The organism is Phormidium tenue FACHB-1052 (assembly GCF_014696675.1).
GTDB lineage: Bacteria > Cyanobacteriota > Cyanobacteriia > Phormidesmidales > Phormidesmidaceae > Nodosilinea > Nodosilinea tenuis_A.
In genome coordinates this window covers 40,138-66,394 of sequence record NZ_JACJQN010000007.1, presented here as the reverse complement: position 1 = coordinate 66,394, position 26,257 = coordinate 40,138, and the positions used below count along the sequence as shown (strand labels likewise).

The following is a 26,257-nucleotide window of genomic DNA, read 5'->3' as shown; positions in this document are numbered from 1 at the left end:
ATAGCCACGATGCCCACGTTACTTCGCGTTGGCCCCTACCGCTTCTTCTGTTATGCGGGCGATCGCGATGAGCCAGCCCACGTTCATATCGAGCGCGACAGTAGTGAGGCCAAGTTTTGGCTGACTCCAGTAAGGCTTCAGTTCAATAAGGGGTTTTCGTCTAACGAGATAAACCGCCTTCAAGCGTTGACCGAGGACAATCAGCAGCAGTTATTGGAAGCTTGGCATGACTTCTTCAATGGTTGAAATCCTCAACATTCCTGAAATTCAGCAGGTTTCTATCTCTGCCGACCTGCTCACAGTTGATCTATCGGATGGGCGCGTTATCGCTGTACCGCTGGCCTGGTATCCTCGACTGCTCCATGGCACCTCGGCAGAACGTGACAACTGGCAATTAACCGGCAGTCAAGCAGGCATCCACTGGCCAGAACTTGATGAAGACATTAGCTTGAAGAATATTTTGTTGGGGCAACCTTCGGGAGAAAGTCAAACCTCGCTGCAACGGTGGCTCGAAAACCGAAATCCTCAAGCACGAAGCTCGCAGCACGCCTAGTGCTGAAGTGTGGCTGAAAGAGGAGTATTCTTGCCACGAACGCTAAACGCTCAGCCATGCAATATCTCAGAGATTGTCTATGAACCCATTGCTACTTCGTTGACGGTCTGTAGCGATCGGAGAGAGCTGACTCCAGATCGAGCAGCAACCTGCTCTGCCAAATACTCAGCGTCGCGGGCAATGCCGGAGAACCGAGCAGAGCCCCAGGTGTAGAGCCACGGCAGGCCAAGGAAATATAGCCCCGGCACGGTAGTAACTCCTCGGCGGTGGCCGGGATAGCCCTGACCGTCAAACACGGGTAGCTCGACCCAGCGAAAGTCGAGACCGTAGCCGATGCACCAAATCACCGAGGTGATATTGGCGGCGCGATAGTCGATGCCAGTATCCACGATCTCCGGCTCCCACACGGGCTGGTAGGGCGGGTCGATGGGCGCGTCAATGCCATTTTTCTCAAGGTAGGTGTCGATGGTGCGCTTGATGCTTTCGGCAACGGCGTCAGCTTGGTCGAGATTTGCCTTCAGGTCGTCGCTGAAGGTGAGCTGGGTGCCCTGAATATCTGTGAGTCGCCCATGCAGCCCCATGCCCTGTAAGGCAAAGTGGCGCAGGTCGATTTCGCGCCCGCCGCCGCGCCCAGTGACGTAATGGTTAGTCTTGTGGCGCACGGTGTCTTTTTGGGGGTGGTCGTCGATCGCCAGGTCGTAGTAGCCCATCTGGTCGAGCCATTCCACTACGTCTTTGCCTCGGTAGCGGCGGGGCGATCGCGGCGCACCCCCCACGCATAGATGCACCTTCCGACCCGCCAGATGCAAGTCTTCGGCAATCTGACAGCCCGACTGCCCGGTGCCCACTACCAGTACCGCTCCCTCGGGCAACGACTCAGGGTTGCGATATTCTGCCGAGTGCAGTTGCACAAGGTCGGGGGCCAGACGCTCGGCCAACCGGGGAATTTTGGGGGTGTGGTAGCCGCCCGTGGCCACCACGACCTGATCAGCGGTGAAGATGCCCTGATTAGTGATCACCTCAAAACCTCCGCCCTTGGGCTGGCGCACCCGTTCTACCTTGACTCCGGTTTTGAGCGGTAGGTCAAAGTGGTTGGCGTAGCGCTCGATATACTCCACGATCGCATCGCGCCCCATAAAACCCTCAGGGTCTTCGCCGGGGTAGGGAAAGCCGGGTAGCTGGCACTGCCAATTGGGAGTGACTAGGCAGAACGAATCCCACCGTTTGGTGCGCCAGGAGTGGGCGACCTGGTGTTGCTCAAAAATGATGTGGTCAATGCCCAGGCGACTGAGGCAGTAGCTCATTGACAGCCCTGCCTGGCCGCCGCCGATCACAATTACGCCGTAGTGCATGGTCATACCGTACGTCCTGAAAAGTGTGGGATGAGCGAGGTTCTTTTTCGTACCCTAGGCCGTTGCTCAGGGGATGCTTGTAACCCCGGCTACCGAAAGTCTTGATCTAGCGCTAGTGGCAGGGAGGGTAGGGGCGATCGCTCTGTCCTACCCTCGTCCAGCGTAAATTTGACCAGCCTACCTATCGAAAGTGATAGGGGTATCCCTGTGACTGGAACCCCGAACTAACGATTTGTACCTGCGCCCCTGTTGATTAGGTCAGACCGCCAAAGTTTGTAGTTGCTGATACGGGAGGCGCTTGCGATCGCCCGTAAGGTGCTGAGACATGCAGCCAGACATGCCGCGCTGCCAGCCACTTTGCAAGGAACTGAATCTATGCCTGAAGTAACTTTGCCAGCCCACCAGGCTGGGGATTTTTTGGTTGATTACGAAGAGAAAGTATTTCCCGATGTGCAGGCCGATCCCGGCGAAAAAGCCCTGATCACCTTCCACACGGTGGCCTTTGAAGGATCCATTGGCCTGGTGAACTTGCTTCAGGCCACTCGCCTGATTCGCAAGGGATTTGACACCTCGGTACTGCTCTACGGCCCTGGCGTCACCCTGGGCGTGCAGCGTGGCTTCCCCAAGCTAGGCGATGAAGCTTTCCCTGGCCACATGGCGATGAACAACCAGATCGTCAAGGTAATGGAACTGGGCGGGAAGGTCTACGCCTGCCGCTTTGCCCTTCAAGCCCTCTACGGCCACGGCGAGCCCTCTCTTATCCCCGGCATTCGCCCCATCAATCCCCTCGACGTGCTCGACCTCGTGCTCATGCACCGCAAAGAAGGGGCCTTCATTCTCGACACCTGGACTATGTAGAGACTCGTTAGCCTGCTTCGGGTAGGCACTGCCTCCCACTCCTCCTCCCACCACCGAATCCTATGGATTACACCAAAACCATTCGAGCCGCTGCTGCGCAGATCAGCCCTGTGCTGTTTAGCTGCGACGGTACCACCGAAAAGGTGCTGGAGACGATCGCCCAGGCCGCCCAGGCCGGGGTGAAGCTCATCGTCTTTCCAGAAACCTTTATCCCTTACTATCCCTATTTCTCATTTGTGCAGCCGCCGGTGCTGATGGGTAAAGAGCACATGCGGCTGTACGAAGAGGCCGTGGTAGTGCCGGGGCCGGTGACCGATGCGGTGGGTCGAGCGGCCCGATCTTACGGCATGGTGGTGGTGCTGGGGGTAAACGAGCGGGAGGCCGGCTCGATTTATAACACCCAGCTAATCTTTGATGCTGACGGTACCTTGGTGCTGAAGCGGCGCAAAATTACCCCCACTTACCATGAACGCATGGTGTGGGGGCAGGGAGATGGGGCTGGGCTGCGGGTGGTAGAAACGGTGGTGGGGCGCGTCGGGGCGCTGGCCTGCTGGGAGCACTACAATCCCCTCGCTCGCTACGCGCTGATGACCCAGAACGAGCAAATTCACTGCGGTCAGTTTCCGGGGTCGATGGTGGGCCAAATTTTTGGCGACCAGATGGAGGTCACCATGCGCCACCATGCTCTAGAGTCGGGCTGCTTTGTGGTTAACGCCACCGGCTGGCTCACGCCAGAGCAAAAGCAGCAGATTACTGCTGATGAGGGGATGCAGCGGGTGCTGTCGGGGGGCTGCTACACCGCCATTATTAGCCCTGAGGGAGTGCCCTTGACGGAGCCGATTAGTGAGGGGGAGGGGTTGGCGATCGCCGATCTCGACTTCTCCCTAATTACCAAGCGCAAGCGCATGATGGACTCGGTGGGCCATTACGCCCGCCCCGACCTGCTGCGCCTGCGGTTGAATGCTGAACCCTGGTCGGTGGTAGAAACGCCTGCTCAGGCGGCGGCCCAGGTTTCCTCCGGCATGAACGGAGCTTCTCAGACTGCCCCAGTATTGGTAGACGAAGCAGCCGTTGGCCTACCCCCCAACAGCCTTGGTCTGCCAGCCTCATAGGTCAAAACTTTCGCAGCTCAATAGGTTTGAATGTGCTCGCTAACCAGTCTTTAGCGGCACTGATCGACGCAGATTTTTATTGGGTATTGAACATCAGGCCATGAACAAGCAGCGGTTGATTACAGAGTTACAAACCCACGGGCTGCGGCTGGTGGAATCTACCCCTGGGGCAGCGGGGCGGCGAGGTGGAGCAGGCCCCTCTGACCACCGCGCTATCACCATCGACGGCACAACTGTCATGGTGCCCGTTTACACCGATAGCGCCGCCCACTCTCCCTACACCCTCAGGGCTACCGCCGCCAGCCCCTTGCACATAGAGGCCTCGGGAGAAGCCATCACCCCCATCGACGTGCCCAATGCCCCCAAATTCTACGGTCTGACCACCGCCGATGGTATTCCTTACTCGAAGATTGCCCTGCTCCACGGGCGCGATGTGCTGGCCACCACCGTGCAGCAGACCTGTATGCGCTACCGTGACCCAGCTACGGCTTGTCAATTCTGCGCTATTGAAAAATCCCTAGACGCGGGGCGCACCATTGCCCGCAAAACGCCGCAACAACTAGCGGAGGTAGCCGAAGCTGCCGTGCGGCTCGACGGGGTAACCAACCTAATCATGACGACGGGGACGCCGAATACGAGCGATCGCGGCGCTGCCTACCTAACTGAATGCGCCGCTGCCATTCGCCAGCGGGTGCCAAACCTGCCCATTCAGGCTCAGTGCGAACCGCCCGACGATTTCGTCTGGTTTGAGCGCATGAAGGCAGCGGGCATCGACAGTTTGGGCATGCACCTGGAAGCAGTGGATCCCGAAGTGCGAGCCAGAATCATGCCGGGCAAGGCCGAAGTTCCCCTAACGGTCTATTACCAAGCCTTTGAGGCCGCAGTAAACGTGTTTGGCTGGGGTCAGGTGAGCACCTACCTGCTGGCGGGCCTGGGCGACAGTTTAGAAACCCTGGTGGAAGCCAGCGATCGCCTCATTCAAATGGGCGTGTACCCCTTCGTGGTGCCCTTTGTCCCTATCGGTGAAACGCCGCTAGCTCACTATCCTTCCCCCAGCAGCGAGTTTATGTTCACGCTTTATCAGCGGGTGGGGGCACTGCTAAAGCAGTCGGGCATGGCTTCGGCAGATATGAAGGCAGGCTGCGCCAAGTGTGGCGCTTGTTCGGCGTTGTCTACCTTTGAGGGTTAACGATTATGGCTCTCCATCGCTATAGCTTTGAACTGGCTACGACTTTCCATGATCTAGAAGGCTATTTCGCCCTTCGTCAGGCCATTTTCTGCGAAGAACAGGGGCTGTTTGACCACGATGACGCCGACAACTTGGATGGCGTCGCCTATCCCATCGTTGCCATTGACCACGAGGCATCCCTAGAAAATCGCGTGGTGGGTGTGGTGCGCATTTACGAAAAGTCACCTCGACTTTGGTATGGCGGACGGTTGGGGGTGCATCCTAACTATCGCCGGGTGGGTCGCATCGGCAAAGGACTGATTCACAAAGCAGTGACGACGGCGAATGCCTGGGGCTGCGATCGCTTCCTTGCCACCGTGCAAGAGCAAAACGTCCGGTTCTTTCAGCGTCTCCACTGGGACTCGCTAGAGGAGATGGTGCTGTGCGATCGCAATCACCACCTGATGGAAGCCGATCTGGCCCACTATCCCCCTGGCACTGAGGCGCGCCCAGCGCTGTCCTGGCCGACTCAGCAGGTGTCTTAGGCTTTTATGTCAGACGAGTTACAGCTCTTGGAACTGGCCGCTGAACTGCGGCGATCGCTCGGCATTCTCCATAAGCGCGACATCCAGACAGCGGCAGCTCAGCTGGGGAAGCACGTCCACTCAACCCACCAAGAGCCGATTTTGCTGGGGGATGACTGCGCCGCCATTCCTGACGGCGAGGGCTATCTGCTGCTAGCCGCAGAGGGCATGTTGCCTACCCTGGTAGAGACCGACCCGTGGTTTGCCGGATGGTGCGCCGTGATGGTCAACGTCAGCGACATCTACGCGATGGGGGGCCACCCGATCGCTGTAGTTGATACGATCTGGAGCCAGTCCCCCAAGGCAGTGGATCCACTCTGGCAAGGCATGGTCGCCGCCTCCCAGGCCTTCAACGTCCCTATTGTCGGGGGGCATACCAGCTGCCATAGCCCTTACGCTGCTCTATCGGTCGCCATCCTAGGTCGCGCCCAACGCCTAATCACCAGCTTCAGCGCTCAGCCGGGGGATGTGCTGCTACATGTAGTGGATAGGCAGGGCAAAATGCATCCCCGGTATCCCTTTTGGAATGCGGCGACGCAGGCAAGTCGCGATCGCCTGCAAGCCAACCTAAATTTGCTGCCTACCCTGGCCGAATCGGGCCTCTGCGACACCGGCAAAGACATCAGCATGGGCGGCATTGTCGGCACCACACTGATGCTGCTAGAAACATCGAATTGTGGGGCAGTGGTGGATTTAGGGGCGATCGCCCCGCCCCCTCAAGTAGATTTGCTACCGTGGCTGCTCAGCTTCCCCAGCTACGGCTATCTGCTCAGCGTGCGCCCCAAAGCTGTGGAACAAATACAGCCCCAGTTCCACGATCGAGGGTTAGTGTGTGAACCCGTAGGCAGAATTACTGAGGGACAAACGCTTACCTTGAAACTGGGGGAGGCATCTCTTTGCTTTTGGGACTTTGCCACTGCAGCCCTCACCGGATTTAGTGGCCAGGTCGATGGGGTCTAAATATGGTTCAACCTCTCAAGATTGCGTTGCTCACCTACTCCACCAAGCTCAGAGGTAGTGTTGTGCATACCCTAGAGCTGGCAACAGCGCTCAGCGATTTAGGTCATCAAGTTTGCGTTTATGCCCTCGATAAAGACGGTCAAGGTTTTGAGCGGGCCATCCCATCTAACGTTCAGTTAGTACCTGCTAAGCCGCCCCCGGCTGGTCTGCCTCCTGACCAGGCCATCGACGCGCTCATTCACCAGCGCATTCAAGAATTTGTCGATTACTTCTTGGCCCATCCCGAAGACTGTCACGACATCTACCACGCCCAGGACTGTATCGGGGCCAACGCTCTGGTGCAGCTGCGGCAGCAGGACCGAGTGCCCAACGTGGTGCGTACCGTTCACCATATCGAAGACTACCCCAGTATTTATCTTCAGCAGTGCCAAGATAAGTCGATTCGCGACCCGAATTTGTGTTTGTGTGTGAGCGATCGCTGGCACCAAGCTCTCTACAATCAGTACGGCATCACCGCCCCCAGAGTGCTCAACGGCGTAGACCTACGCCGATTTTCCTCAACCCTTTCAGGTCAGGAAAATGTCCTCAAGGCTCGCTACAGCCTGACAGGTTCCCCTATCTACCTTACGGTGGGTGGCATTGAGCCGCGCAAAAATTCCCTGCGCTTGTTAGAGGCTTTTGCCCAAGTGCTAACTACCCACCCCCAGGCTCAGCTAGTCATTGCCGGAGGGGCCACCCTGTTTGACTACGAACCCTACCGGCAAGAATTTCTCGCGCTAGCCAAAAACCTAGCGCAGCAGCACGGGCCACTGATCGGTAAGTCAGTAATTTTGCCGGGAGTAATTGCTGATGATGAACTGCCTGCTCTGTATCGCACCGCCAATGTGTTTTGCTTTCCCTCAACTAAAGAAGGCTGGGGATTGGTGGTGCTAGAGGCGATCGCCTCAGGACTCCCCGTTATCACCGCTAACCAGCCGCCCTTCACCGAATTTCTTAGCTCAAAACAGGCCTTATTGGTCAACCCTGAGTCGGCAGATGCGATCGCTGCCAGCATGGCGGCAGCACTGGATCTTGAAGTGGCTGATCAGCTCGTTCAACATAGCCAGGCGGTGCTGCCCAACTACACCTGGGGCAAATCGGCCAGCCTGCACGTAGCCCATTACCAAACCTTGATTTAGCGGCAGATTTAGCGCTCAAACCCCGCTCAGCAGAGAGAATTCTGACTACCATAGATGCAGGGCAGCCGCCGCAGAATAGAGCACGGCAGCCGGTCAAGTTTTGTAAAATCGAGTTTCTGGAACCTAGCCGGGTTCCCATCCATCTGTTCACCTCAAAAGGGTCGTCTGAGTGGCTACTGCCATGGTCAATGCTGTTTCTACCCCTGCCCCTCCCGCTGTTGATACGCTGCCTCTAGTCGATGACCCACTCGATGAGGTGCAGCTCAGTTTGCCCGTCGAAGAGCCAGCTCCAGAGCCGCTGACCGTTCCCCCGGCGACGCTAGCGCTGGCGGCCCAGGACGTGCGTATGGTGCTGCGCGAGCAAAATGAGCAAAGCCAAATATTGACCACCAAGCTCAATATCTTATTCGTGGCCAACGGGGCGCTGCTGACTAGCCTCAGCATTTCGCGGCTGCTGGTGAGCGGCAGCGTGTTTAGCATCGCCGAAATCATTGGGTTTTTGGCCAGCTTCTCGCTGCTGATGGGGGCGTTTTTGCCCCGCCAGGTGGCCGTCACCCCCAACCTAGAAGATCGTAAATTTTTAGAAACCTATCTGGCCTTGCCTGAGCAAGACTACCAGCTACAAATGCTGGTCAACCTGTCTGAAACCTACAACGCCAACAAGCAGCGGCTAGAAGACACTTCGCAAAGCCTTAAATATGCGGCCTACACCATCTGGAGCACAACTGTTATCATGCTGGTACATATCCTGGTAATTTACGTGGCTACCGGGTCATCTTCTGGGTAATCTAGCGCCAGTCTAGAGACTCTAGCTAGAAGCTCTGGCTCTAACGTTTTTGACCGCATTTAGCGGGAAACCAGTATGAGTGATGGACAGCAAGAAACGACTCTAGAGCGGCGCGTAGCGTTGCCCGAGCCCGATGTGAGCAACATTACCGTGCTCACCGAGAGTTTGCCCAACGAGCCGGTGCTGCCCTGGCACCACTTTGATTCCCCTTGGCTAGAGCGCGACGGTGAAGTGGCCGATGAAGCCGCAGCGCCGCTAGATACCGAGGCCGAGCCTGAACCTGATGAGCAGCTCACCTTAGAGCTAGAGGTTTTGGTGGAAACTGTCCATAACTTGCCCGGCGACAACATGCCCGGTGATGACCTGCCCCAAGAGTCTGCGGCCTAGGGCAAGCGCTCAAAACTAGCTTTTCAAAGTTGAATATCGGGGCCGATCAGGTCAGAGAGTTTTTCAACCCCGTAGAGCAGCATGGCGATGCGCTCTAAACCGAGACCCCAGGCGACGGTAGCTTTTTCGCCGCAGCCCAGAGGGGCAAGCATTTCTTGGCGAAACAGGCCTGAGTTGCCGACTTCGATGTAGCGATCGCTCGGCGGATGGTAGGCAAATACCTCCAGCGACGGCTCCGTATAGGGGTTATAGGTGGGTTTAAACTTGAGATCCTTAAAGCCCAAGCGCTCGTAGAAATAGGTCAGGTAGCCCATCAAGGTGCGCACGCTGAGCAATTCGCCCACCACCACGCCTTCGATCTGGTGGAACTCGGCCAGGTGGGTGCGATCGACGGTTTCGTTGCGAAAGACGCGATCGATGGAGAAATATTTGCCGTCTTTGCCCTGGAGTTGGTGCAGGCGGCGGGCCGTAGAAGTGGTGGTGTGGGCCCGCAAAATGGCGCGGCTGGCTTCGGCCTCAGTCCACTGTCCGCCGTAGTTGGCTTCGTGCACCTGTTTGACGCGCTGCACCAGGACTGGGTCGTCGGGCAGGGGCAGGGTCTGGGGATTGGCCAGATAAAACGTGTCCTGCACCTCGCGGGCTGGGTGGTCTTGGGGGGTAAACAGGGCGTCAAAGTTCCAAAAGGCCGACTCCACCATATATCCCGACATCTCGTCGAAGCCCATATTCAAAAAGATGTCGCGGATGCGCTGAATGCACTGAGTGAGAATGGTGGGTCGTCCGTAGGCAACATCGGGCACCTCGGCCTGGATGTCGTAGGGCTTGAGGTCAGCCTGCCGCCACTGACCCGACAAAATCAGCTCGCTGGTCAGGGTCGTCACCACATCCCCCAAGTCCAGGGTTTGCAGGGCCGGAAGCACGGTGAGGCTGTAGTCGGTTTCGACCCGACTGACAATGTAGCCCTGCTGCTGGAGCCACTCCAGAGAGGACGACGCGCTGGCATCTAAACTCTTGCCCGCCGCGATCGCCTCAAATACCCCCTGCCGCTGCTGGAAAGCACCTAGCACCGATGATTTCAGCACGGCCACAGTGCCTTCCCCGTCGCCATCGATCAAATCGACGGCCTGCTCGCGCCGCAGGGCACCGTAGTGGAGGCTAAAGGCAGCGCCGAGTTCAGCCTGAAGCAAGGCGCGATTTCCCCCAGGGGAGGCTCCGCCATCGCGCTGACCCTGCAACAGCTTATCTGCTAGCAGAGACCCCGGCAGCACGCCGGTCAAATCCTCCCCTTTAGCCGTCAGCGCCCAGGTTCGCTGAGTATGCTCCTGCCACTGCACATAACTATTTAGCGCCCCGCTGAGCAAAAAACCGTTGATAAAGTTGAAGTCGAACCCGGCCTGGACACAGAGCGATCGCAGACTCTCCACCACGTGCTGCCGCTGCAACAGTTCAATAAACTGCCGCTGTTTGCCAGTGAGCTGAAGCAGGTCGAGCATAGCCAAGGTTGAGAAAATCTCTATCAGCCTATCAATCTTCCCCCATTCCCAAGGGCCAAGATTGATGAAAAGATAGACACCAGTGCCCGGATTCAAGAGATTTTCTACTATGTCTGACGAACCCACCTTGCCCTCCGGCCCCGGCTTCGGCCTCACATTTCTGTATTACTTTTCTGGCACTGCTCTAGTCACAGCCCTGCTGGCGGTCAAGTCTCTCGGCTTGGGCCTAGACACTGGCTTACCGAACCTCTATGGTGCTCTATTTGGCACCGTGGGCGGCTTCATGGGGGCTTTCGTCAACCGCAGCACCACGCTGACTCTGCCGGTCAATAGCCGCAAAACCTTTAAGCGCGAGCTAGATGCGGCCTTAGCTGAAATGGGCTATACCGAAGATGGTGAACCCAGCTTGGATGGTGTTCTAGTCTATCGCCGTCCCTTTGTGCGCCAGCTTCTCTCCGGTCGCGTCTACGTGCTGCTGGGTGAAAAACAGGCCCAAATCAGCAGTCGGGTCATCCACATGAGCGGCATTAAAAAACGCCTCGAAGCCAGCGGCATACGATAAAAAAGCGATCAAAGTTTTGAGTGCTTAGTTTTGAATTTTGCGTTTGAGTCGTATCAGAAGAATTCAAAACTTAAAATTCAAAATTCAAAATTCAAAACTCCCCCACCCCCTCACCCCCCCCAATGCCCCGCAAGCAAAAGTACCCCCACCTACTCGGCTCAAAATGGACCGCCTGCCAAAAGACCGAGGGCTGGCGACATTTTCAGGTGGTCAACCGCAAGCAGGATGGCCCGTGGGTATTTGCGGAGCTGGTGGCTTCCTGTGACCCCACGGTGAGGCTGTGGGTGAATGCCAAGCAGCTCAAAAATCGCGCGCTCTGGCAGCCGGGGTGGCAACCCCTCAACCCGGTCGCTCCCCCGGTTGAGGAAGACTTATTTTGGTTAAACTAAAGGTTAAAAGGTACTGACATTTGAGTTTTCGATCTGGCGAAGCACGCAGACCTGAAACGCGTTAAAGTCAGTACAGGCAAAGGTTCGCCAGAGGACAGCAGCTATGTGGCACGTGGTTTACATTATTGCGTTTGCGGTTCTGGCGATTATGGCGATCGCCAACCTGGTCAGAAACTTGATTTTGCTCGGCGGTAACGCCCGCAATCCTCAATCGTCTAGAAGTTATAGCGGTCAGCAGAACGCTTCGAGCGATCGCCCCATGCCCCATCCTGAACTGCTTGACCAAGACGGACAGGTGATCCGCGAACCGCTGCTGGTGATGCGATCCATTTCGGTAAAAGACGCTCGCGAACAGCTTGACGCCCTCTACAACGGCACCGGCAGCGCCCTCGATGAGCCAGAAGACAGCGGTTCTGAGTCCGAGCGCTAACGTTACTCGTTAATCAACATTCTTAAACAAAAAGGCTGAGTTCTCTCAAGACGGAACTCAGCCTTTTTAATTTAATATGTGCCTAGAAATCTGGGGATAGCTCCCGTCCTAAATGCGGCAGCGATTGGCAACGGATTCGTCAACCGCCTCGGAATCAGAGCCAATCGCTGGGTTGCCGCAACCCTTGCCCAGTCGGGCTTCACGCTCGGCCAGAATCGTCTTCAAACTCGGCCTTCCGGTAACCGCTAGACGCCAGTTAGCCCATAGACCGTAGACCCAATCGACCAGTGGGCCAAGCAAGGGCCAGCGGGTCGGCGCGTAGATCCAGCCAATGCCTAGAACGTCATACACTTGGCGAAACACGTCCACGTTTTGGATCACCGTGCCGTCGGCCTTCACGGCGTGGATGCGACCCATGGCCGTGGCAAAATCGACGCCGCCGTTGTCCTCGGGGCTATAGTCATCAGCCGCAATGTCGGTAAAGGCGATCAGGCCACGCCCGTTGTCCTGTTTGCGCAGAAAATTGACTTCCCGCAAACATAGGGGACAATCGCCATCATAGAGCAGCTTGATTCTCCAAGCGATCGCGCGGGGTGCTTGGGCAGAAGATGCAGCAGTCGTCATAGAAATTTGGGGCCAAGATAGTGAAGAGAGGGAGATTGTCCCTACACATATCTTAACAACCTCAACATTGGTCTGCTGCAAAGGCCATCGAATTTGGTGCTTGTTGACCGGCTAAACGCCCCTAATCTAAAGCACTCGAGCTTTTACCAGGGTGCTGGGCAAGGTGAGTAGCTTGCGCAGAGAGGGCACGTAGGCTCGCTGGCTAAACACGTCGTAGCCATTTTTTTCAATTACGTCCAAAATCTGGCGGTAGAGGGCCAGGGCACACCATACAGGCCAGCGGGCGTCTTCACTTAGCAGCCCAATGCCGCTCTCTGCTTCGGCATAAAACCGACGGGCGCGATCGATCTGAAAGGCCATTAGGGCCCGCCAGCGATCGTCCACAACACCAGCGACCAAGTCAGCCTCGGTGTAGTCAAAGGCAGCTAAATCTTTTAGAGGTAGGTAAATGCGGCCTCGGCGGGCATCTTCGCCCACGTCGCGCAGAATGTTGGTGAGCTGATTGGCAATGCCCAGGGCGATCGCCTGGGGAGTGGGGTCGAGCTGCTGTTGCTGGCTCCAGGGGGCGGTTTGCAGTTGAGTGTCAACGCCCATCACTGTGGTCGACATCAACCCTACGGTGCCGGCTACGCGGTAGCAGTACAGCTCTAGGTCTTCAAAGGTGTCGTAGCGATTGCGGTGTAAATCCATCCGCTGGCCCGCGATCATGTCGCGAAACGGCTGAATATCGAGGGGAAACTGCTCCAGGGTATCCACCAGGGCGACATCTTCGTCATCCACTGGGCAACCGGCAAAAATTGACTCTAGCTGCGACTCCCACCGATCCAACGTCTTCTCGCTGGTGAACTGCGCCTGCGGCCCATCCACAAGTTCATCGGTGCGGCGGCACCAGACGTAAATAGCCCAGATGGCGCGCCGCTTGGCGGGAGCCATCAGCATGGTGCCGGTGTAAAACGTCTTGGAATACTTCGCCGTGACGCGTCGGCACACCTCGTAGGCATCCTCAACGGAGGATAGCGATTGGATGGGGGGAGAGTCCGTCAGTTGCAGCATTAATGACCCAAACCTGGAGAATATAAATCTCAAACCGACTACAGGCAATTCTGCTTAACCTAGCCTCTCACAACTGCACCCAACTTTGGCAAAACAGTTGAAATCGGCCCATTCTCCGAAGCAACTCTGCCTCTGCCGTTCCTAAAGATTATATGTTGCAATCCGTAACATTTGCCCGCAAATTCCAAATGCGTGCTCTCTGTTCCCAGCATCTTCAGGGCTGACTACCCATTTGAAGGCCATCCAGATAAGATAATAGACTGCGTATTAAGCTGCTCGATGCCAAGCCCCCGTGGGTTCTCTTCGCTCCACCATGGGCTGCGCCTCGCGAAGCGATTTCTGAGGGAATTGCAGGGCAGCAAGCAGCACCGTGGGGGAAGGCGCTCTATCGGCTACCCGTTAACGGTCCCCTTTGTCTGTCTAGTTCTGTCGATTGTTGGGAGCCTTGCCCGTGCCTCAAACTAACTTTGATTTTCTGCAAGAGTCTGATCCGCTGCTGGCCAGCATTATTCAACGCGAGCTGCAGCGCCAGCGCGACCACCTGGAGCTAATCGCCAGCGAGAACTTTACCTCGTCTGCGGTGCTAGCGGCCCAGGGGTCGGTATTGACCAACAAGTATGCCGAGGGGCTGCCCGGCAAGCGCTACTACGGCGGCTGTGCCTTTGTCGATGAGGCTGAGCAGCTGGCGATCGATCGCGCCAAGGAACTCTTCGGTGCCGCCCATGCCAACGTGCAGCCCCACTCTGGAGCGCAGGCCAACTTTGCTGTGTTTCTGGCCCTGCTTCAGCCCGGCGACACCATTTTGGGCATGGATCTTTCCCACGGCGGGCACCTGACCCACGGCTCGCCCGTGAACGTGTCGGGCAAGTGGTTTAAGGTCGTGCAGTATGGCGTTAGCCGCGACAGTGAACAGCTTGATTTTGACCAAATTCGTGAGCTGGCGTTGGAGCACCGGCCCAAGCTGATCATCTGTGGCTATTCGGCGTACCCCCGCGTCATCGATTTTGAGAGGTTTCGCGCGATCGCAGACGAAGTTGGCGCCTACCTGATGGCTGACATTGCCCACATCGCCGGATTGGTGGCCGCCGGTTATCACCCCAACCCCTTGCCCCACTGTGACGTGGTGACCACTACCACCCACAAAACCCTGCGCGGCCCTCGCGGCGGCCTGATTCTGACCCGCGACGGCGAACTAGGTAAAAAGTTTGACAAGGCGGTGTTCCCCGGTAGCCAGGGCGGCCCCCTGGAGCACGTGATTGCGGCCAAGGCCGTGGCCTTTGGCGAAGCCCTCAAGCCTGAGTTTCGCGCCTATGCGGCTCAGGTGATTGCCAATGCCCAGCGTATGGCTGCCCAGCTCCAGCAGCGAGGCATCAAGGTGGTGTCTGACGGTACCGACAACCACCTGGTGCTAGTCGATCTGCGCTCCATCGGCATGACCGGCAAGCGGGCTGACCAGCTAGTCAGCGAGGTCAACATCACGGCCAATAAAAACACCGTGCCCTACGACCCCGAGTCGCCCTTTGTCACCAGCGGCCTGCGCCTGGGTTCTCCGGCCATGACCACCCGTGGTATGGGCGAGACTGAGTTCGCCGAGATCGCCAACATCATCGCCGATCGCCTGCTCAGCCCCGAGGATGCGGCGATCGCTGAGCACTGCAAGCGTCGGGTGGCGGCCTTGTGCGATCGCTTCCCCCTCTATGCCCACTTGGGCGGGCTAGTTCCGGCCCTGGTGTAAGGGTGTAATACCTTTTCGGGCAAGCCTTTGAACCCCGTGGGTTAGGCGTTAACTCCATGCAAAACCGCAGAAAGTTAGGGTTACCCCTTAATGATCTGTCATAATTGCATGGAGTTTTTGCTTATTTGACAAGACTCGGCCTATCCTATGGACTGTTTCGGGCCAAAATACCCTTTGGCCTGGTCGGCCTTGGTCAGGGCAGTCCCTAGGGCTACCCGAGGTGATTAGCGATGGCCAAAGAACTAGTTTGCTGGGGTTAGGCCTGGGCTAGGGAGGTGGCTAGCCAGGAGAGAGTTTCTCCAACCATAGAGGGGAGTGAGATGCCGTTTTATCTGTATCACGTGTTGGCCTTTGGTATCTCCGCCGCGGTGGTGCTGGGCACGACACCAATCGTGCGCCGCATCGGCCTTAAAAGTGGGCGAGTCGATCAGCCCGGCGAACGCAAGGTACACGACAAGCCCATGGTGCGGTTGGGTGGGGTGTCAATTTTTATTGGTACGCTGCTAGCCCTGTTGGTCGTATGGTCCATGGGCGGCTTTATTGATGCTGCCGGAGCCCATTTAGCTCCACCTCAAGAGTTCCAGATCTGGGGGGTTACCCTTGGCGGGCTGGCCTTTTTTCTGATTGGTCTCACCGACGACCTGTTTGGCCTATCGCCCCTCAGTCGCCTGTTTATGCAGGCGGTGGTCGCCACTATGGCTTGGTACGTGGGCGTGAGCATTGACTTTCTCACTATTCCCTTCTACGGGCTCACCCAGCTGCCCGACTTCATCAGCCTGCCAGTCACCATTCTGTGGTTGGTGGGCATGGCCAATGCCATTAACTGGATCGACGGCCTTGATGGCCTGGCAGCAGGGGTATCTGGCATCGCTGCAGTCGTCATGCTGGTGGTAAGTCTCTACATGAATCAGCCAGCGGCGGCGCTGATTGCTGCTGCTCTAGCCGGCGGAGCCCTAGGCTTTTTGCGCTACAACTTCAACCCAGCCAAAATTTTCATGGGAGATGGGGGCGCCTACTTTATGGGCTTTACCCTGGCCGGAGTTGGCGTTATCGGCTTGGTCAAAACGGTCACTACCGCTGCTGTACTGCTGCCGTACCTGATTCTGGCAGTGCCGATTCTCGATATGTCGGCCGTGATCCTCGATCGTCTGCGAGCGGGCAAATCCCCCTTCGTGGCCGACAAGCGCCATCTACACCACCGGCTGCTTCAGGCGGGGCTGTCTCATCGGGTGACGGTGCTCTTCATCTACGTGCTGACGCTGTGGGCGGGCAGTCTAGCCCTTGCGTTTGCGGGCATGCCCAGCGGTTTGGTCTATGCCCTAGCCGCCACAGCGCTACTCAGCTACACCGGTTGGCGGCTGCGGCAGCGCACTCGCTGAGGGGCCGTAGGGGTATTGGTAGGCCTGCCGCAAATTGCTGGCGCGATAGACGTGAATAGTTTCGGTCACTTCGCCGCCGCGCATGAGCGGCACCGTGCCTAGCGGCTCAATACTGTCGAAGAGGGGCCGATAGCCCACTACAATCTCGTCGTCTTGGGCAAAGCGATTCAACGTCATATAGAGTCCATCTTGACCAACCCAGTCCTGGGGGTTAAACCAGTAGGCGAATCCGCGCGCGTCCTGGCTAAAGGCCGTCACCGGCAAATCGACTAGGGGGTGAATAGCCATGGCAAAGTAGCCCCCCAGGTAGTATTCATTGGTAAAGACAAACCCCACCTCATCTAGGGCCGCTCGAATTTCGGGGATATCGGCAAACCGCCGCTTGAGCTGGCTAGTGTCGATCAGTTCTGTAGAGCCATCCTGCTCGACGGGCACTAGTCCACCAAACAGGGCGTAGGTGCTCGGTTTTTGTAAAACGCCGAGCTTTAGGTGCAGCAGCGCCACCATGGAAAGCGAGCCTAAAAACAGCCCCGAACCCCACAGCCAGCGGCGAATAAGGCGGGGACGATCGCGCCGCCAAACCAGCACCTGAGCGGCCAGCAAAATGGCGATACCCCAGTAGCCAGGGGCAGGCCAGGCGGGCAAAATCTGCTGCTTGCCCCCCAGCAGGGTAAACAGCAGCATAATCGGCAGCGATAGCCACAGGACGAAACCCTGTTTGTAGTGCTCCTGGACTTCATGGTCGCCCAGGCTGGGGGAACGCCAGAACATCGCCTGCTTAGCGCTCTGTCTTGCCGCCACCCACCACAGCGGAAAGCCAATTAGGGGAAACAGATACACATTTGACAGCAGCCAGTAGCCCACCATTTGTCCCAGGCTAAACCCACTGCTCTCAGTGCCCCCGTCAAATCGCATGCCTAGCTGAAAGCGAAAGGAAATCCAGTCGTTCTGGCTATTCCAGTACCACAGGGGGAAAAGGGTGAGAATGAAAACCCCCAGGGCAAGCAGTGTCCAGGGCGATCGCAGCGCCGCGCGATAGGGCCGATAGGCGGCACAAAACCCCACCAGGCTCATGCCCAGCACAAAGCCGTGATACTTACTCAACCCTGCCAGGGCTACCGTCAGCCCCAACAACACAATGCGCCAGGTGGGTACGTAAGCTTTTGCCATAGGGTCCTCAATCCGGCCGCTATGGGGAAAAAACTCCCAAGCGGCGACCAGTAACGTGGCGCTCCAAAACAAAATCAGCCCGTTGTCGGGGGAGGTGAGAATACCAAAGCCAATGTTAAACAGCGGTATCAACGTGACAATGGCCACGGTCATCTGCCCCACCGCCGCTGAAAACAGCCGCGTTGCCGCCAGGTACAGCAGCCCTAAGCTGAGACAGTAGAGCAGCAGCGCCCCTAGGCGAATGGTGAAAGGTGAAATGATTCCCGTGAGCCACCAGCCTATCCCGGTTGTGATGGCCACCATGGGGGGATGGTCGAAATAGCTCAGGCTCAAGTAGCGGCTGTAGAGATAGTAGTAGGCTTCGTCAAACCCTGGAAATAGCCAGAGCGCAACGATCGCGCGGTAGAGCAGGCCCCCTAACACCAGGGCTAGCAGCCCGGTAGCCCAACCTGGTTTGCGATCGCCTCCTAGGGCGGGTCTTTGACCATCGCCCCCTAGGGCCGGTTCATTCCCCTCGCTCCAACCTGCCATCGGGTAGCCTCCCCTAAACAACCAATGCGCGACATAATTTAGGGACTTTGCCAATCGGCCCCAAAAGGCTTTTCCTGGCTTCCCTGCAATGGCCATAATGACACTATTGCGCCTCGGCCATCCCATCGGCCCATTTAGACCTTAGGACGTTCTATGACCCCAAGCCCAGCGTTTCAGCCCTCCGAGACAGACAATTTGCCCTCTGGCACCAGAAGTGCCGAGATTATCTGCGTGGGTACTGAGCTACTGCTGGGGGATATTCTCAATGGCAACGCCCAGTTTTTGGCTAAAGAGCTGGCCACTCTAGGCATTGCCCACTACTACCAAACCGTCGTAGGCGACAACCCGGCTCGCATTCAGCAAGCAGTGTCTACTGCGGCCGAGCGGTTTGCGAAGCCTTCCGGTACGGAAGCGCAGCTTCTGCTCTTCACCGGTGGTCTGGGTCCCACCCCTGATGACCTCACCATAGAGACGCTGGCTGACCTGTTTGGTGCCCCCATGATTGAGCACCCTGACCTGCTGGCCGATATTGAGGCTAAATTTACCGCTCGAGGCCGAGCTATGCCCCCCAGCAACCGCAAACAGGCGCTGCTGCCTGAGGGGGCGATGGTGCTCCCCAATCCCCAGGGCACTGCCCCGGGTATCATCTGGTCACCCCGACCTGGCCTCACCCTAATGACCTTTCCCGGCGTGCCGCGAGAAATGCAGGCCATGTGGAAAGAGACCGCCGTACCCTATCTGCGCGCCCAGGGCTGGGTGACGACCACCATTGTCAGCCGCATGCTGCGGTTTTGGGGCATTAGTGAATCGGCTCTGGCGGAGCAGGTCGCGGCTTACCTCAGCCAGGGCAACCCGACGGTCGCCCCCTATGCCAGCAAAGGCGAAGCCAAGCTGCGCATTAGCGCGCGGGCCAACTCCACCGCTGCGGCCTTGGCCAAAATTGAGCCGGTCGAAGCTGGCATTCGGGCGCTAGTCGGCGCCGACTGCTACGGTGCCGATGACGATACTCTAGCCTCGGTGGTTGGCAAACTGCTGCTAGCTCGACATCAAACTGTAGCCGTGGCCGAATCTTGTACGGGCGGTGGCTTGGGGCAGCTCTTGACCGACATTGCCGGCAGCTCTGCCTACTTCCATGGCGGCGTGATTGCCTACGACAACCAGGTTAAAGTCAATCTTCTCAAGGTGGATGCCGCTGTTTTAGAGGATCAGGGAGCGGTGAGTGCGATCGTAGCCGAGCAGATGGCTCTAGGCGCAAAGGCCCTGCTGCAAACCGATTGGGCCTTGAGCATCACTGGCATTGCCGGTCCAGACGGGGGCAGCGAGACTAAACCTGTAGGCTTGGTTTATATTGGCCTGGCTACTCCCGAGGGCAATGTGTTGACGTATAAACACGAGTTTTCTGGCTACCGGGGGCGCGACTGGGTGCGCCAGCTCAGCGCCCTCTCTGCCTTGGATGCTCTACGGCGCAACCTGCTGTAACGTAGGTTGATCATTTGCTTCAAATGGCTATTATGTAATTATGGATGAATGCAGCCCCCATCTGGCCTAGAGCTGGTTTTAGGTAAGAGCAACCAGGGTGGCATGTGCCAGTAAGGAGTTTGCCCTAATGGATTACATCGAAAAGGCTCTCGAAAAACTGAGCGACTGGGTTGATAGAGTCATTGAAGCTCTATTTGGCCCTGAGCATCAGGCAGAACCTGACTTGATTCCTATTCCGGTAGAAGAACCCCGCCGTTAGGGGTGCTCTTGAAAGATTTTAACTAGAGTCTAGCGATGCTGTCGCTTGATATTGTTCTTGAGTGCAGCACTTGATACTTAGACTGCTGTGCTTGTGTAGAGAATGAGCAAGCAAGTGAGCTGACTAGCGTAGATACTAATACAAAGGGCAACGATCATTGCTAAGGGTTCAAGTTGTTCATGGCCCAAATCTCAACATGCTGGGCTTGCGCGAACCCGATATCTATGGTCGGCAAACCCTGGCTACCATCGAAGCGTCCTTAGAGACTGAAGCGATCGCCCTAGGCGTTTCATTGGATTACTTTCAATCCAACAGTGAAGGGGCGCTTGTAGACTGCATCCAGGCGGCCTTCGGGCAAAAAGACGGCATTTTAATTAATCCTGGGGCCTATACCCACACCAGTGTGGCCCTTCGAGATGCGATCGCAGCCGTTGGCCTTCCCACCGTCGAGGTGCATCTCAGCAATATTCACAAGCGCGAAGCTTTTCGTCATCACTCGTATATCGCTGCGGTGGCCGTGGGTCAAATCTGCGGCTTTGGGGCCGATAGCTACCGCCTAGGACTGCACGCGTTGGTGACACACCTCAACGACCGACATTAAGTGCCCGCAGATTCCTAGTGGTTTAGACTGGGATTTGCGCTCAGCTCTCCCCAAAGTTGTATGGCCACCGCCACGATTAAATTTTTAGAGACGCCAACCTCCCAAGCGTGGGTTGAGCAAGCTCTGGCTAACCTGGACATGATATTGCTTGATCACGCCCAGTGCGAGCGCAAGGCGGCGGGGGTGGCCATGAGCCTGATCAACCGCTATCCATCGGATGCTGAGTTAGTAAAGGCGCTAACCGCGATCGCCCAGGAAGAACTGGCCCACTTTGCCCAGGTCAACCAGTGGCTAGAGCGTCGCAACATTCCCTTTGGCCCCTTGCCGCCACCTCCCTATGGAGCCGCTCTGCGTCAGCAGGTGCGAGGCGACGAACCCCATCGTCAGCTTGATGTGCTACTGGTGTCGGCTTTAATCGAAGCTCGCAGCCACGAGCGGTTAGGGTTGTTGGGCCAGTATTGCCCCGACCCTGAACTCGCCCAGTTTTATCGCAGTCTCATGGCTTCAGAAGCTCGCCATTACGGGGTCTATTGGGTACTGGCTACTGGCCGCTTCCCCCGTGCCGAGGTAGAAGGGCGGCTATCTGAATTAGCCGCTGCCGAAAGCGAGATTTTAGCTCGCCTTCACCCCCAGCCCCGCATTCATAGCTAGAGAAGTTCGATGCCGCTAGACCACCGCAGCACCTTTGGTCCTTATTTAATTCGCAGCTGGCAGCCGAGCGATCGCGCCGCCGCCGTTGCCATCATTGGCGAGGTGCTGCAGGAATATCGCCTCACTTGTGAACCGACCGATAGCGATCGCGATGCCCTAGAGGTAGAAGGGTGCTAGTAGAAGGGTGCTATTGGAAGACGGGCGGCGAATTTTGGGTAGTAGAGCTTGACGGCGTGCTGGTCGGTACCGCTGGCTATCGTCCTACCCAGCGCGGGGATAGCGCAGTGGAGCTGCGCAAGATGTATCTGCTGCCTCAGACGCGCGGGCAAGGGCTGGGGCGCTACCTGCTCAACACGTTAGAATCTGCCATTCAGCAGCGCGGTTTCGCCGATATTTGGTTAGAAACGGCCTCGGTGCTAAAGGAGGCGGTAGGGCTGTACGAAGCCAGCGGTTATGAAGCTGCCACTGGGGTTGAGACGGCTCGGTGCGATCGCGTCTACCGTAAGCGCCTGCCCTCTCTGGCCCACCATCCCATCCTATAGAAACGCGAGTCTGGGCCTTAATGGCCAGAAGTTAGCTATAATCGCCACATTAATCCTGGAATACTGACTAAGCAGTTTTGATTGCCATCTATCCCGGCAGTTTTGACCCCATTACTTTGGGCCATTTAGACATCATTACCCGCGGCAGTCGATTGTTTGAGCGGGTGATTGTGCTGGTGTCTAGCAACCCCAACAAGGTGCCCATGTTTTCCACCGACGAGCGCATTGGGCAAATTGAGCGATCGGTGGGGCATCTCAACAATATTGACATTGACCATTACGACGGTCTCACCATCAACTATGCCAGGCAGCGCCATGCCCAGGTCTTGCTGCGAGGGCTGCGCGTGCTCTCCGATTTCGAAAAAGAGCTGCAAATGGCGCATACTAATAAGACCTTGGCTGACGATATCGAAACTCTTTTTCTGTCAACCTCTACCGAGTACAGCTTTCTTAGCAGCAGCCTGGTCAAAGAAATCGCTCGCTTTGGCGGCCCCATCGACCACCTTGTTCCCCACCATGTAGCGCGAGACATTTACCAATGCTACGCCCAGACCCCGCCCGCCTTAATGCCCAACACCGCAGCGCCCAGTCCCGCAGTGCCGGTACCCAAGCCAATGGATTGTCTGTAGAGGCGGCGGAAACAAACTCGGGTCTGCCTAACCCCGGCGACATCGATATTCAACAGGAGCTGAATAAGCTTGAAGAGCTGATTTTGGCTAGTCCTCGGGTGCCCTTCAGTGGCCGTACCCTGGTCGATGAGGATCAGTTGCTTGACCAACTCGACGCGATTCGCCTCAATCTGCCACCGGCCTTCCGCCAGGCGGTGCAAATTTTGCAGCAGCGCAACAGCCTGCTTGCCGAAGCTGAGCGCTATGCCCAAGAACTGATCGCTGCTGCCGAGCAGCAGGCGGCCCAAATGCTCGATGAACTGGGCATTGTGCGCCAGGCTGAGCACATGGCCCAACAACTCAAAACCCAGGCCCAGCAAGACTGCGATAGCCTGCGTACCCAGGTGATGAGTGACATTGAGCAAATGCAGGTTCAGGCCCAGCGTGAGTGGGAGTCCCTGCGCCAAAAGGCTTTAGACGAGCAAGACATGATTCAGCAGGAGGCCGATGGCTACGCCGATCAGGTGCTCTCTAGCGTCGAGCAGCAGCTCTCGCAGATGTTGCGGATTATCCAAAACGGGCGCAGCCACCTTCAACCGGTGAAAGAAGCCCCAGCACCTGCTCCAACTCAGCGACCTAAATCGAGTAAGGGTGCGTCGCCCAGTGCGGTGCTATCTGACCCCCGTGCCGATGCGGGAAGCGATCGCCCTACAAGTCGCCCTCGTCCACCGCAAAAGCCTGATCCCTTGGCATGATCAGCTATCTCAAAGGGGTGCTGGCCGATATTCAAAAGCCCGGTAGCCACAAAATCATCGTTACCTTAGACGTCAATCAGGTGGGCTATGACATGCAGGTGCCCGCCCGTCATCTATCGCTGCTGCCTCCCCTAGGGGAGGTGGTGCAGCTCTTTAGCCACCTCTACTTTCGCGAAGACCAGGCGGTATTGTTTGGCTTTGGTCAACGCCAGGAGCGCGACCTGTTTCGTCTGCTGATCAGTGTTAGCGGCATCGGTCCCCAGATGGCGCTGGCCTTGATCGATACTCTAGGCGAGGCTGAGCTGACCCAGGCGGTCGTTAGTGGTAACACCCGTCTACTGTCGCGTACCCCAGGGGTAGGCAACAAAACCGCCGAACGGCTGGTGCTAGAGCTTAAAACCAAGCTGCAAGACTGGCAAACTCAGTCGGGGGTGGGCCTGGTGCCTGATGCTGGACCAGTACCAACCCTCTACGAAGAGGTTGAGGCAACCCTGAGCGCCCTAGGCTATAGCCAGAGCGAGATTCTCAAGGCGCTTCAGGCGGTAGGGCGTAGCTCAACTTTGCAAAAGACAGCGGATCCAGAAAGTTGGGTGCGCGAGGCGATCGCCTGGCTCAGTCAGTAATCCTCCGCTGAGACAAGATGGGTGCCGCAGCCCCTATGCTATAGTGAAAAATCCTGGCTCAAAATTATTCTTCTAGAGAAGCTGTCTGTCCCATGACTCTGTTGCAAGCGCGTAAGCAGGAACTTATTTCCGACTATCAGGTGCACGAAACCGACACCGGCTCCGCCGATCTGCAGATTGCTATGCTCACCGATCGCATCAATCAGCTAAGTGCCCACCTGCAAAAGAACAAAAAAGACTACTCGTCTCGCCGTGGCCTGCTCAAGATGATTGGTCACCGCAAGCGCCTCATGGCCTATCTGCAAAAGCAAGACTCTGAGCGCTATCGGGCGCTGATTCAAAAGCTTGGCATTCGCGGCTAGGGTTGGTCTGCCAAAACTAAAGCTATGCGTAGACTGGGATGGGCTGATCTGAGCTAGTGGTTGCAGCAATTAGCCCACGTCAAGCCCATCGGTCATTTTTACAGGCTGCGCATCCAGGCTGGATAATCTAGCAATTGCAGTCTGGTTTCCCCATTGTCAGTTGTTGTTGTCTAGCGCTATGGCCCCTGATTCGTCTCGCAAGCGCCTGCCCTTTGAACCCCGTAAGAGCGCTGCCAAGCCTGCCGAAGAACCCAAACAGGCTAAAGCTAAGCCATCTTCTGCTAAAAACACCGCTCAGAAATCGACCGCTGCTAAAAAAACTGTTCCTCCTAAGCCCGGAGTGGTTTCCAAAAAGAAAAGTGGCGGTAAGTCGTCGGCTAGGGCAGCAACCGCTATCCCTGAAGTGGTGAGCGATCGCATGCTGCGGCGCATGCTAGCCTTCTCCGGCGTCCCAACTGGGTTAGGAATACTAACATTTTTCGTTAGCTACTATCTGGTGGTAAATCAGGTGGTGGAGTTGCCCTCTTACTTTGTGCTGCTGATCACCTTAGGCTGCTTTGGCCTGGGGGTCGTGGGTCTTACCTACGGTGTACTATCGGCTTCTTGGGATGAAGAACGCCCCGGCACCCGGCTGGGCCTTGACGAGTTTCGGCTTAACTTTGGTCGTATGACTAGCGCTTGGGGTGCTAAGTCGGAGCGTTAAGGTCGTAGGTAGACTACAGCTAAGCTGTGAAATGATTTCTGCGGCCTAGCTGTATTACCTGGTTAGGTACGGTAAACGCCGTTTTCTCCTGGGATGCGGCCTGTTTGTCATAGCACCGGCTCGTTTGCTCAGGGCAGTTTCTCGCTGCTTGGTTCGACAGACGCTTGCATAATTTGCTCTAGCTGTTCTTCCATCATTCTGAGCAGCTGGCTCAGGGCCTCTAGTGTCCGTGCTGAGGGGGGTTCGATGATAAGCGACTGGCGAGCCCGCTGGCGAATCTCGTAAATCCGTTTTTGCAGGGTTTGGGCGACGCCGAGGGCATCTTCTCCCATCTGTTTGATTTGCTGCTGTTGATAAAATTTCAGCGCCGCTCCTCGCAGCACTTGAAGAGTGGCTTCTTCGCCGTGGGAGCCTGCCATCAGCCGCAGGCGCAGCAGCACGCGCTCGCCTTTGTACAGCCGCTCAATGTCGGCCTGTTTTGGCTGAGCAGTGGGCAGTAGGGGCAGGTGCGTCAGCCGCTTGAGCTCGTTGATGACGCTTTGAACCTGGTCGAGGCTCAAGTTTTTGAGGGCAGCTTGGACTACGCCGTCTCTGCTCCAAAGTACTTGGCCGTGATCGGGTCGTCGTTCTAGATATAGACGCCCAATACCCTCGGTTAACACCTGATAAAGCAGTGCCTGGGTGAGTTTGGGGGGCGACAATCGATGTAGCTGATCGAGGGGCACCTGGCTGAGGATGGGATCGAGGGTAAGGGCGAGTGGCTGAGGTTCTGGCTCAACTGCGGGAGGTGGTTCTACGGGGCGAGGTAGGTCTACCGATAGCGGTGGAGGATCTGTGGGCAGGTTGGGGGTCGGAGCGGGGCGATGGTCAGAGACCGGCTCAAAAGGGCGATCGCCGCGCAGATCTTCGGGGCTGTCAACGATAAAGGTCAGAAACTCATCACCCTGGTTTTGGGTCTGGGGTGGTGCCTCAATCTGTGGCTGAGGCCGAGCCTTTTGACGAGAGGCATAGCTTAGATACTTGGAAAGCATCTTGCGCTGCCAGTCAGAGGTCACAGGCCATGACTTCACCGAGCAGTGAATGAATGAGACTTGCTTGCGGGCGTATTCTGTAGCAACAGTGTCAGACGGGTTGACTACCCCGAGGTGTAGGCAACTTGACTCTACCGAGAGCGGAATAATTTCGTGGTAAAGGCAGGCTTCAAAGGGCAAAATGCTATCGATTAGAGACAGCATTTGGGCGACATTGAGGCGGCTATCAACGGCCTCACTGCCGCTTTGTATGTCTAGGGCAGAAAGGTCGTTGAATAAGGCGTGGGTGTCGGGCTCCGGCATGGGCCTGGCAAGTTAACGATCAGGATTACCCTATG

Annotated in this window: 32 protein-coding genes; 26 read left to right on the top strand and 6 right to left on the bottom strand. The window is 56.9% G+C overall.

Going from position 1 to position 26,257, the window contains the following annotated elements; all coding sequences use genetic code 11:
- Window positions 1–9: 9 nt before the first annotated feature.
- Window positions 10–246, top strand: coding sequence for a DUF4160 domain-containing protein (locus tag H6G07_RS11355; protein ID WP_073609931.1), 237 nt, complete (start codon window positions 10–12; stop codon window positions 244–246).
- Window positions 227–553 carry a DUF2442 domain-containing protein gene (locus tag H6G07_RS11350; RefSeq protein WP_073609932.1) on the top strand — a complete coding sequence of 109 codons (327 nt, stop codon included), beginning with the start codon at window positions 227–229 and terminating at the stop codon, window positions 551–553. Before H6G07_RS11355 ends, H6G07_RS11350 begins: the two co-directional genes overlap by 20 nt.
- 77 nt (window positions 554–630) lie before the next feature.
- Here the strand turns inward: H6G07_RS11350 and H6G07_RS11345 are convergent, their stop codons facing one another.
- The gene (locus H6G07_RS11345) at window positions 631–1,911 is read right to left on the bottom strand and encodes an MSMEG_0569 family flavin-dependent oxidoreductase (RefSeq protein ID WP_073609933.1); all 1,281 of its coding nucleotides are present in this window, start codon (window positions 1,909–1,911) and stop codon (window positions 631–633) included.
- Between the two features lie 369 nt (window positions 1,912–2,280).
- On the opposite strand from H6G07_RS11345, the gene H6G07_RS11340 reads away from it, so the two are divergent.
- The 8 genes from H6G07_RS11340 (at window position 2,281) to H6G07_RS11305 (ending at window position 8,939) form a co-directional block, all read left to right on the top strand.
- Complete coding sequence (locus tag H6G07_RS11340; protein WP_073609934.1) at window positions 2,281–2,763, top strand: MSMEG_0572/Sll0783 family nitrogen starvation response protein; 483 nt, start codon at window positions 2,281–2,283, stop codon at window positions 2,761–2,763.
- 62 nt (window positions 2,764–2,825) lie between these two features.
- Window positions 2,826–3,875: a Nit6803 family nitrilase gene (locus H6G07_RS11335; RefSeq protein WP_073609935.1), complete on the top strand. Its 1,050-nt coding sequence runs from the start codon at window positions 2,826–2,828 to the stop codon at window positions 3,873–3,875.
- A gap of 100 nt (window positions 3,876–3,975) precedes the next feature.
- Window positions 3,976–5,064 (top strand): MSMEG_0568 family radical SAM protein, encoded by a 1,089-nt coding sequence (locus tag H6G07_RS11330; RefSeq protein WP_073609936.1) that lies wholly within the window; start codon window positions 3,976–3,978, stop codon window positions 5,062–5,064.
- Window positions 5,065–5,069: 5 nt separating this feature from the next.
- Window positions 5,070–5,588, top strand: a complete 519-nt coding sequence (locus H6G07_RS11325) for an MSMEG_0567/Sll0786 family nitrogen starvation N-acetyltransferase (protein ID WP_073609937.1) — start codon at window positions 5,070–5,072, stop codon at window positions 5,586–5,588.
- Window positions 5,589–5,594: 6 nt separating this feature from the next.
- Window positions 5,595–6,587 carry a sll0787 family AIR synthase-like protein gene (locus tag H6G07_RS11320; protein ID WP_073609938.1) on the top strand — a complete coding sequence of 331 codons (993 nt, stop codon included), beginning with the start codon at window positions 5,595–5,597 and terminating at the stop codon, window positions 6,585–6,587.
- Between the two features lie 2 nt (window positions 6,588–6,589).
- Window positions 6,590–7,765: an MSMEG_0565 family glycosyltransferase gene (locus H6G07_RS11315; protein WP_073609939.1), complete on the top strand. Its 1,176-nt coding sequence runs from the start codon at window positions 6,590–6,592 to the stop codon at window positions 7,763–7,765.
- 169 nt (window positions 7,766–7,934) lie between these two features.
- Window positions 7,935–8,552, top strand: coding sequence for a hypothetical protein (locus H6G07_RS11310; RefSeq protein ID WP_244901948.1), 618 nt, complete (start codon window positions 7,935–7,937; stop codon window positions 8,550–8,552).
- A gap of 75 nt (window positions 8,553–8,627) precedes the next feature.
- Window positions 8,628–8,939 (top strand): hypothetical protein, encoded by a 312-nt coding sequence (locus H6G07_RS11305; RefSeq protein ID WP_073609941.1) that lies wholly within the window; start codon window positions 8,628–8,630, stop codon window positions 8,937–8,939.
- Window positions 8,940–8,962: 23 nt separating this feature from the next.
- On the opposite strand, the gene pheS is transcribed toward H6G07_RS11305, so the two are convergent.
- Window positions 8,963–10,432: a phenylalanine--tRNA ligase subunit alpha gene (gene pheS / locus H6G07_RS11300; RefSeq protein ID WP_073609942.1), complete on the bottom strand. Its 1,470-nt coding sequence runs from the start codon at window positions 10,430–10,432 to the stop codon at window positions 8,963–8,965.
- A 109-nt stretch (window positions 10,433–10,541) separates the two neighbouring features.
- Between pheS and H6G07_RS11295 the strand changes: the two genes are divergently transcribed.
- The 3 genes from H6G07_RS11295 to H6G07_RS11285 all read left to right on the top strand — a co-directional run bounded on the left by H6G07_RS11295 (window position 10,542) and on the right by H6G07_RS11285 (window position 11,813).
- The gene (locus H6G07_RS11295) at window positions 10,542–10,994 is read left to right on the top strand and encodes a hypothetical protein (protein WP_084173393.1); all 453 of its coding nucleotides are present in this window, start codon (window positions 10,542–10,544) and stop codon (window positions 10,992–10,994) included.
- 122 nt (window positions 10,995–11,116) lie between these two features.
- Complete coding sequence (locus H6G07_RS11290) at window positions 11,117–11,383, top strand: TIGR02450 family Trp-rich protein (protein ID WP_073609943.1); 267 nt, start codon at window positions 11,117–11,119, stop codon at window positions 11,381–11,383.
- Between the two features lie 103 nt (window positions 11,384–11,486).
- Window positions 11,487–11,813, top strand: coding sequence for a DUF2973 domain-containing protein (locus H6G07_RS11285; RefSeq protein ID WP_073609944.1), 327 nt, complete (start codon window positions 11,487–11,489; stop codon window positions 11,811–11,813).
- A 108-nt stretch (window positions 11,814–11,921) separates the two neighbouring features.
- On the opposite strand, the gene H6G07_RS11280 is transcribed toward H6G07_RS11285, so the two are convergent.
- A complete protein-coding gene (locus H6G07_RS11280) occupies window positions 11,922–12,437 on the bottom strand; it encodes a thiol-disulfide oxidoreductase DCC family protein (RefSeq protein WP_073609945.1) in 516 nt (171 codons plus the stop codon).
- Window positions 12,438–12,563: 126 nt separating this feature from the next.
- Window positions 12,564–13,490, bottom strand: coding sequence for a 15-cis-phytoene synthase CrtB (crtB, locus tag H6G07_RS11275; protein ID WP_073609946.1), 927 nt, complete (start codon window positions 13,488–13,490; stop codon window positions 12,564–12,566).
- Between the two features lie 451 nt (window positions 13,491–13,941).
- Between crtB and glyA the strand changes: the two genes are divergently transcribed.
- Together glyA and H6G07_RS11265 are read left to right on the top strand one after the other, a co-directional pair.
- Window positions 13,942–15,225: a serine hydroxymethyltransferase gene (glyA, locus tag H6G07_RS11270; protein WP_073609997.1), complete on the top strand. Its 1,284-nt coding sequence runs from the start codon at window positions 13,942–13,944 to the stop codon at window positions 15,223–15,225.
- A 320-nt stretch (window positions 15,226–15,545) separates the two neighbouring features.
- Window positions 15,546–16,604, top strand: coding sequence for a glycosyltransferase family 4 protein (locus H6G07_RS11265; protein ID WP_073609947.1), 1,059 nt, complete (start codon window positions 15,546–15,548; stop codon window positions 16,602–16,604).
- On the opposite strand, the gene H6G07_RS11260 is transcribed toward H6G07_RS11265, so the two are convergent.
- Entirely contained in the window at window positions 16,560–18,305 is a 1,746-nt protein-coding gene (locus H6G07_RS11260) for an ArnT family glycosyltransferase (RefSeq protein WP_084173395.1), read from the bottom strand. The genes H6G07_RS11265 and H6G07_RS11260 overlap by 45 nt on opposite strands.
- A gap of 153 nt (window positions 18,306–18,458) precedes the next feature.
- Between H6G07_RS11260 and H6G07_RS11255 the strand changes: the two genes are divergently transcribed.
- The 11 genes from H6G07_RS11255 (at window position 18,459) to H6G07_RS11215 (ending at window position 24,888) form a co-directional block, all read left to right on the top strand.
- A complete protein-coding gene (locus tag H6G07_RS11255; protein WP_073609948.1) occupies window positions 18,459–19,784 on the top strand; it encodes a competence/damage-inducible protein A in 1,326 nt (441 codons plus the stop codon).
- A gap of 127 nt (window positions 19,785–19,911) precedes the next feature.
- The gene (locus H6G07_RS26685; RefSeq protein ID WP_255524794.1) at window positions 19,912–20,043 is read left to right on the top strand and encodes a hypothetical protein; all 132 of its coding nucleotides are present in this window, start codon (window positions 19,912–19,914) and stop codon (window positions 20,041–20,043) included.
- A gap of 157 nt (window positions 20,044–20,200) precedes the next feature.
- The gene (aroQ, locus tag H6G07_RS11250) at window positions 20,201–20,644 is read left to right on the top strand and encodes a type II 3-dehydroquinate dehydratase (RefSeq protein ID WP_073609949.1); all 444 of its coding nucleotides are present in this window, start codon (window positions 20,201–20,203) and stop codon (window positions 20,642–20,644) included.
- Window positions 20,645–20,704: 60 nt separating this feature from the next.
- A complete protein-coding gene (locus H6G07_RS11245) occupies window positions 20,705–21,295 on the top strand; it encodes a MiaE family protein (protein WP_073609950.1) in 591 nt (196 codons plus the stop codon).
- 9 nt (window positions 21,296–21,304) lie between these two features.
- Window positions 21,305–21,472 (top strand): hypothetical protein, encoded by a 168-nt coding sequence (locus tag H6G07_RS27245; RefSeq protein WP_425320111.1) that lies wholly within the window; start codon window positions 21,305–21,307, stop codon window positions 21,470–21,472.
- Entirely contained in the window at window positions 21,466–21,837 is a 372-nt protein-coding gene (locus H6G07_RS11240; protein WP_425320112.1) for a GNAT family N-acetyltransferase, read from the top strand. Before H6G07_RS27245 ends, H6G07_RS11240 begins: the two co-directional genes overlap by 7 nt.
- Before the next feature lie 77 nt (window positions 21,838–21,914).
- Window positions 21,915–22,466, top strand: a complete 552-nt coding sequence (gene coaD / locus H6G07_RS11235) for a pantetheine-phosphate adenylyltransferase (protein ID WP_073609951.1) — start codon at window positions 21,915–21,917, stop codon at window positions 22,464–22,466.
- Window positions 22,376–23,200 carry an ATP synthase subunit B family protein gene (locus H6G07_RS11230; RefSeq protein WP_199312034.1) on the top strand — a complete coding sequence of 275 codons (825 nt, stop codon included), beginning with the start codon at window positions 22,376–22,378 and terminating at the stop codon, window positions 23,198–23,200. Before coaD ends, H6G07_RS11230 begins: the two co-directional genes overlap by 91 nt.
- Window positions 23,197–23,823 carry a Holliday junction branch migration protein RuvA gene (ruvA, locus tag H6G07_RS11225; protein WP_073609953.1) on the top strand — a complete coding sequence of 209 codons (627 nt, stop codon included), beginning with the start codon at window positions 23,197–23,199 and terminating at the stop codon, window positions 23,821–23,823. Before H6G07_RS11230 ends, ruvA begins: the two co-directional genes overlap by 4 nt.
- A 92-nt stretch (window positions 23,824–23,915) precedes the next feature.
- Complete coding sequence (gene rpsO, locus H6G07_RS11220; RefSeq protein ID WP_073609954.1) at window positions 23,916–24,185, top strand: 30S ribosomal protein S15; 270 nt, start codon at window positions 23,916–23,918, stop codon at window positions 24,183–24,185.
- 178 nt (window positions 24,186–24,363) lie between these two features.
- Complete coding sequence (locus tag H6G07_RS11215) at window positions 24,364–24,888, top strand: PAM68 family protein (protein ID WP_073609955.1); 525 nt, start codon at window positions 24,364–24,366, stop codon at window positions 24,886–24,888.
- 128 nt (window positions 24,889–25,016) lie between these two features.
- On the opposite strand, the gene H6G07_RS11210 is transcribed toward H6G07_RS11215, so the two are convergent.
- Window positions 25,017–26,222: a hypothetical protein gene (locus H6G07_RS11210; RefSeq protein WP_073609956.1), complete on the bottom strand. Its 1,206-nt coding sequence runs from the start codon at window positions 26,220–26,222 to the stop codon at window positions 25,017–25,019.
- Window positions 26,223–26,257: the final 35 nt, after the last annotated feature.

Coding starts and splice junctions, on each gene's coding strand:
- H6G07_RS11355 (WP_073609931.1), top strand. CDS start 10: ATGCCCACGTTACTTCGCGTTGGCCCCTACCGCTTCTTCTGTTATGCG.
- H6G07_RS11350 (WP_073609932.1), top strand. CDS start 227: ATGACTTCTTCAATGGTTGAAATCCTCAACATTCCTGAAATTCAGCAG.
- H6G07_RS11345 (WP_073609933.1), bottom strand. CDS start 1,911: ATGACCATGCACTACGGCGTAATTGTGATCGGCGGCGGCCAGGCAGGG.
- H6G07_RS11340 (WP_073609934.1), top strand. CDS start 2,281: ATGCCTGAAGTAACTTTGCCAGCCCACCAGGCTGGGGATTTTTTGGTT.
- H6G07_RS11335 (WP_073609935.1), top strand. CDS start 2,826: ATGGATTACACCAAAACCATTCGAGCCGCTGCTGCGCAGATCAGCCCT.
- H6G07_RS11330 (WP_073609936.1), top strand. CDS start 3,976: ATGAACAAGCAGCGGTTGATTACAGAGTTACAAACCCACGGGCTGCGG.
- H6G07_RS11325 (WP_073609937.1), top strand. CDS start 5,070: ATGGCTCTCCATCGCTATAGCTTTGAACTGGCTACGACTTTCCATGAT.
- H6G07_RS11320 (WP_073609938.1), top strand. CDS start 5,595: ATGTCAGACGAGTTACAGCTCTTGGAACTGGCCGCTGAACTGCGGCGA.
- H6G07_RS11315 (WP_073609939.1), top strand. CDS start 6,590: ATGGTTCAACCTCTCAAGATTGCGTTGCTCACCTACTCCACCAAGCTC.
- H6G07_RS11305 (WP_073609941.1), top strand. CDS start 8,628: ATGAGTGATGGACAGCAAGAAACGACTCTAGAGCGGCGCGTAGCGTTG.
- pheS (WP_073609942.1), bottom strand. CDS start 10,432: ATGCTCGACCTGCTTCAGCTCACTGGCAAACAGCGGCAGTTTATTGAA.
- H6G07_RS11295 (WP_084173393.1), top strand. CDS start 10,542: ATGTCTGACGAACCCACCTTGCCCTCCGGCCCCGGCTTCGGCCTCACA.
- H6G07_RS11290 (WP_073609943.1), top strand. CDS start 11,117: ATGCCCCGCAAGCAAAAGTACCCCCACCTACTCGGCTCAAAATGGACC.
- H6G07_RS11285 (WP_073609944.1), top strand. CDS start 11,487: ATGTGGCACGTGGTTTACATTATTGCGTTTGCGGTTCTGGCGATTATG.
- H6G07_RS11280 (WP_073609945.1), bottom strand. CDS start 12,437: ATGACGACTGCTGCATCTTCTGCCCAAGCACCCCGCGCGATCGCTTGG.
- crtB (WP_073609946.1), bottom strand. CDS start 13,490: ATGCTGCAACTGACGGACTCTCCCCCCATCCAATCGCTATCCTCCGTT.
- H6G07_RS11265 (WP_073609947.1), top strand. CDS start 15,546: ATGCCGTTTTATCTGTATCACGTGTTGGCCTTTGGTATCTCCGCCGCG.
- H6G07_RS11260 (WP_084173395.1), bottom strand. CDS start 18,305: ATGGCAGGTTGGAGCGAGGGGAATGAACCGGCCCTAGGGGGCGATGGT.
- H6G07_RS11255 (WP_073609948.1), top strand. CDS start 18,459: ATGACCCCAAGCCCAGCGTTTCAGCCCTCCGAGACAGACAATTTGCCC.
- H6G07_RS26685 (WP_255524794.1), top strand. CDS start 19,912: ATGGATTACATCGAAAAGGCTCTCGAAAAACTGAGCGACTGGGTTGAT.
- H6G07_RS11245 (WP_073609950.1), top strand. CDS start 20,705: ATGGCCACCGCCACGATTAAATTTTTAGAGACGCCAACCTCCCAAGCG.
- H6G07_RS27245 (WP_425320111.1), top strand. CDS start 21,305: ATGCCGCTAGACCACCGCAGCACCTTTGGTCCTTATTTAATTCGCAGC.
- H6G07_RS11230 (WP_199312034.1), top strand. CDS start 22,376: ATGCTACGCCCAGACCCCGCCCGCCTTAATGCCCAACACCGCAGCGCC.
- ruvA (WP_073609953.1), top strand. CDS start 23,197: ATGATCAGCTATCTCAAAGGGGTGCTGGCCGATATTCAAAAGCCCGGT.
- rpsO (WP_073609954.1), top strand. CDS start 23,916: ATGACTCTGTTGCAAGCGCGTAAGCAGGAACTTATTTCCGACTATCAG.
- H6G07_RS11215 (WP_073609955.1), top strand. CDS start 24,364: ATGGCCCCTGATTCGTCTCGCAAGCGCCTGCCCTTTGAACCCCGTAAG.
- H6G07_RS11210 (WP_073609956.1), bottom strand. CDS start 26,222: ATGCCGGAGCCCGACACCCACGCCTTATTCAACGACCTTTCTGCCCTA.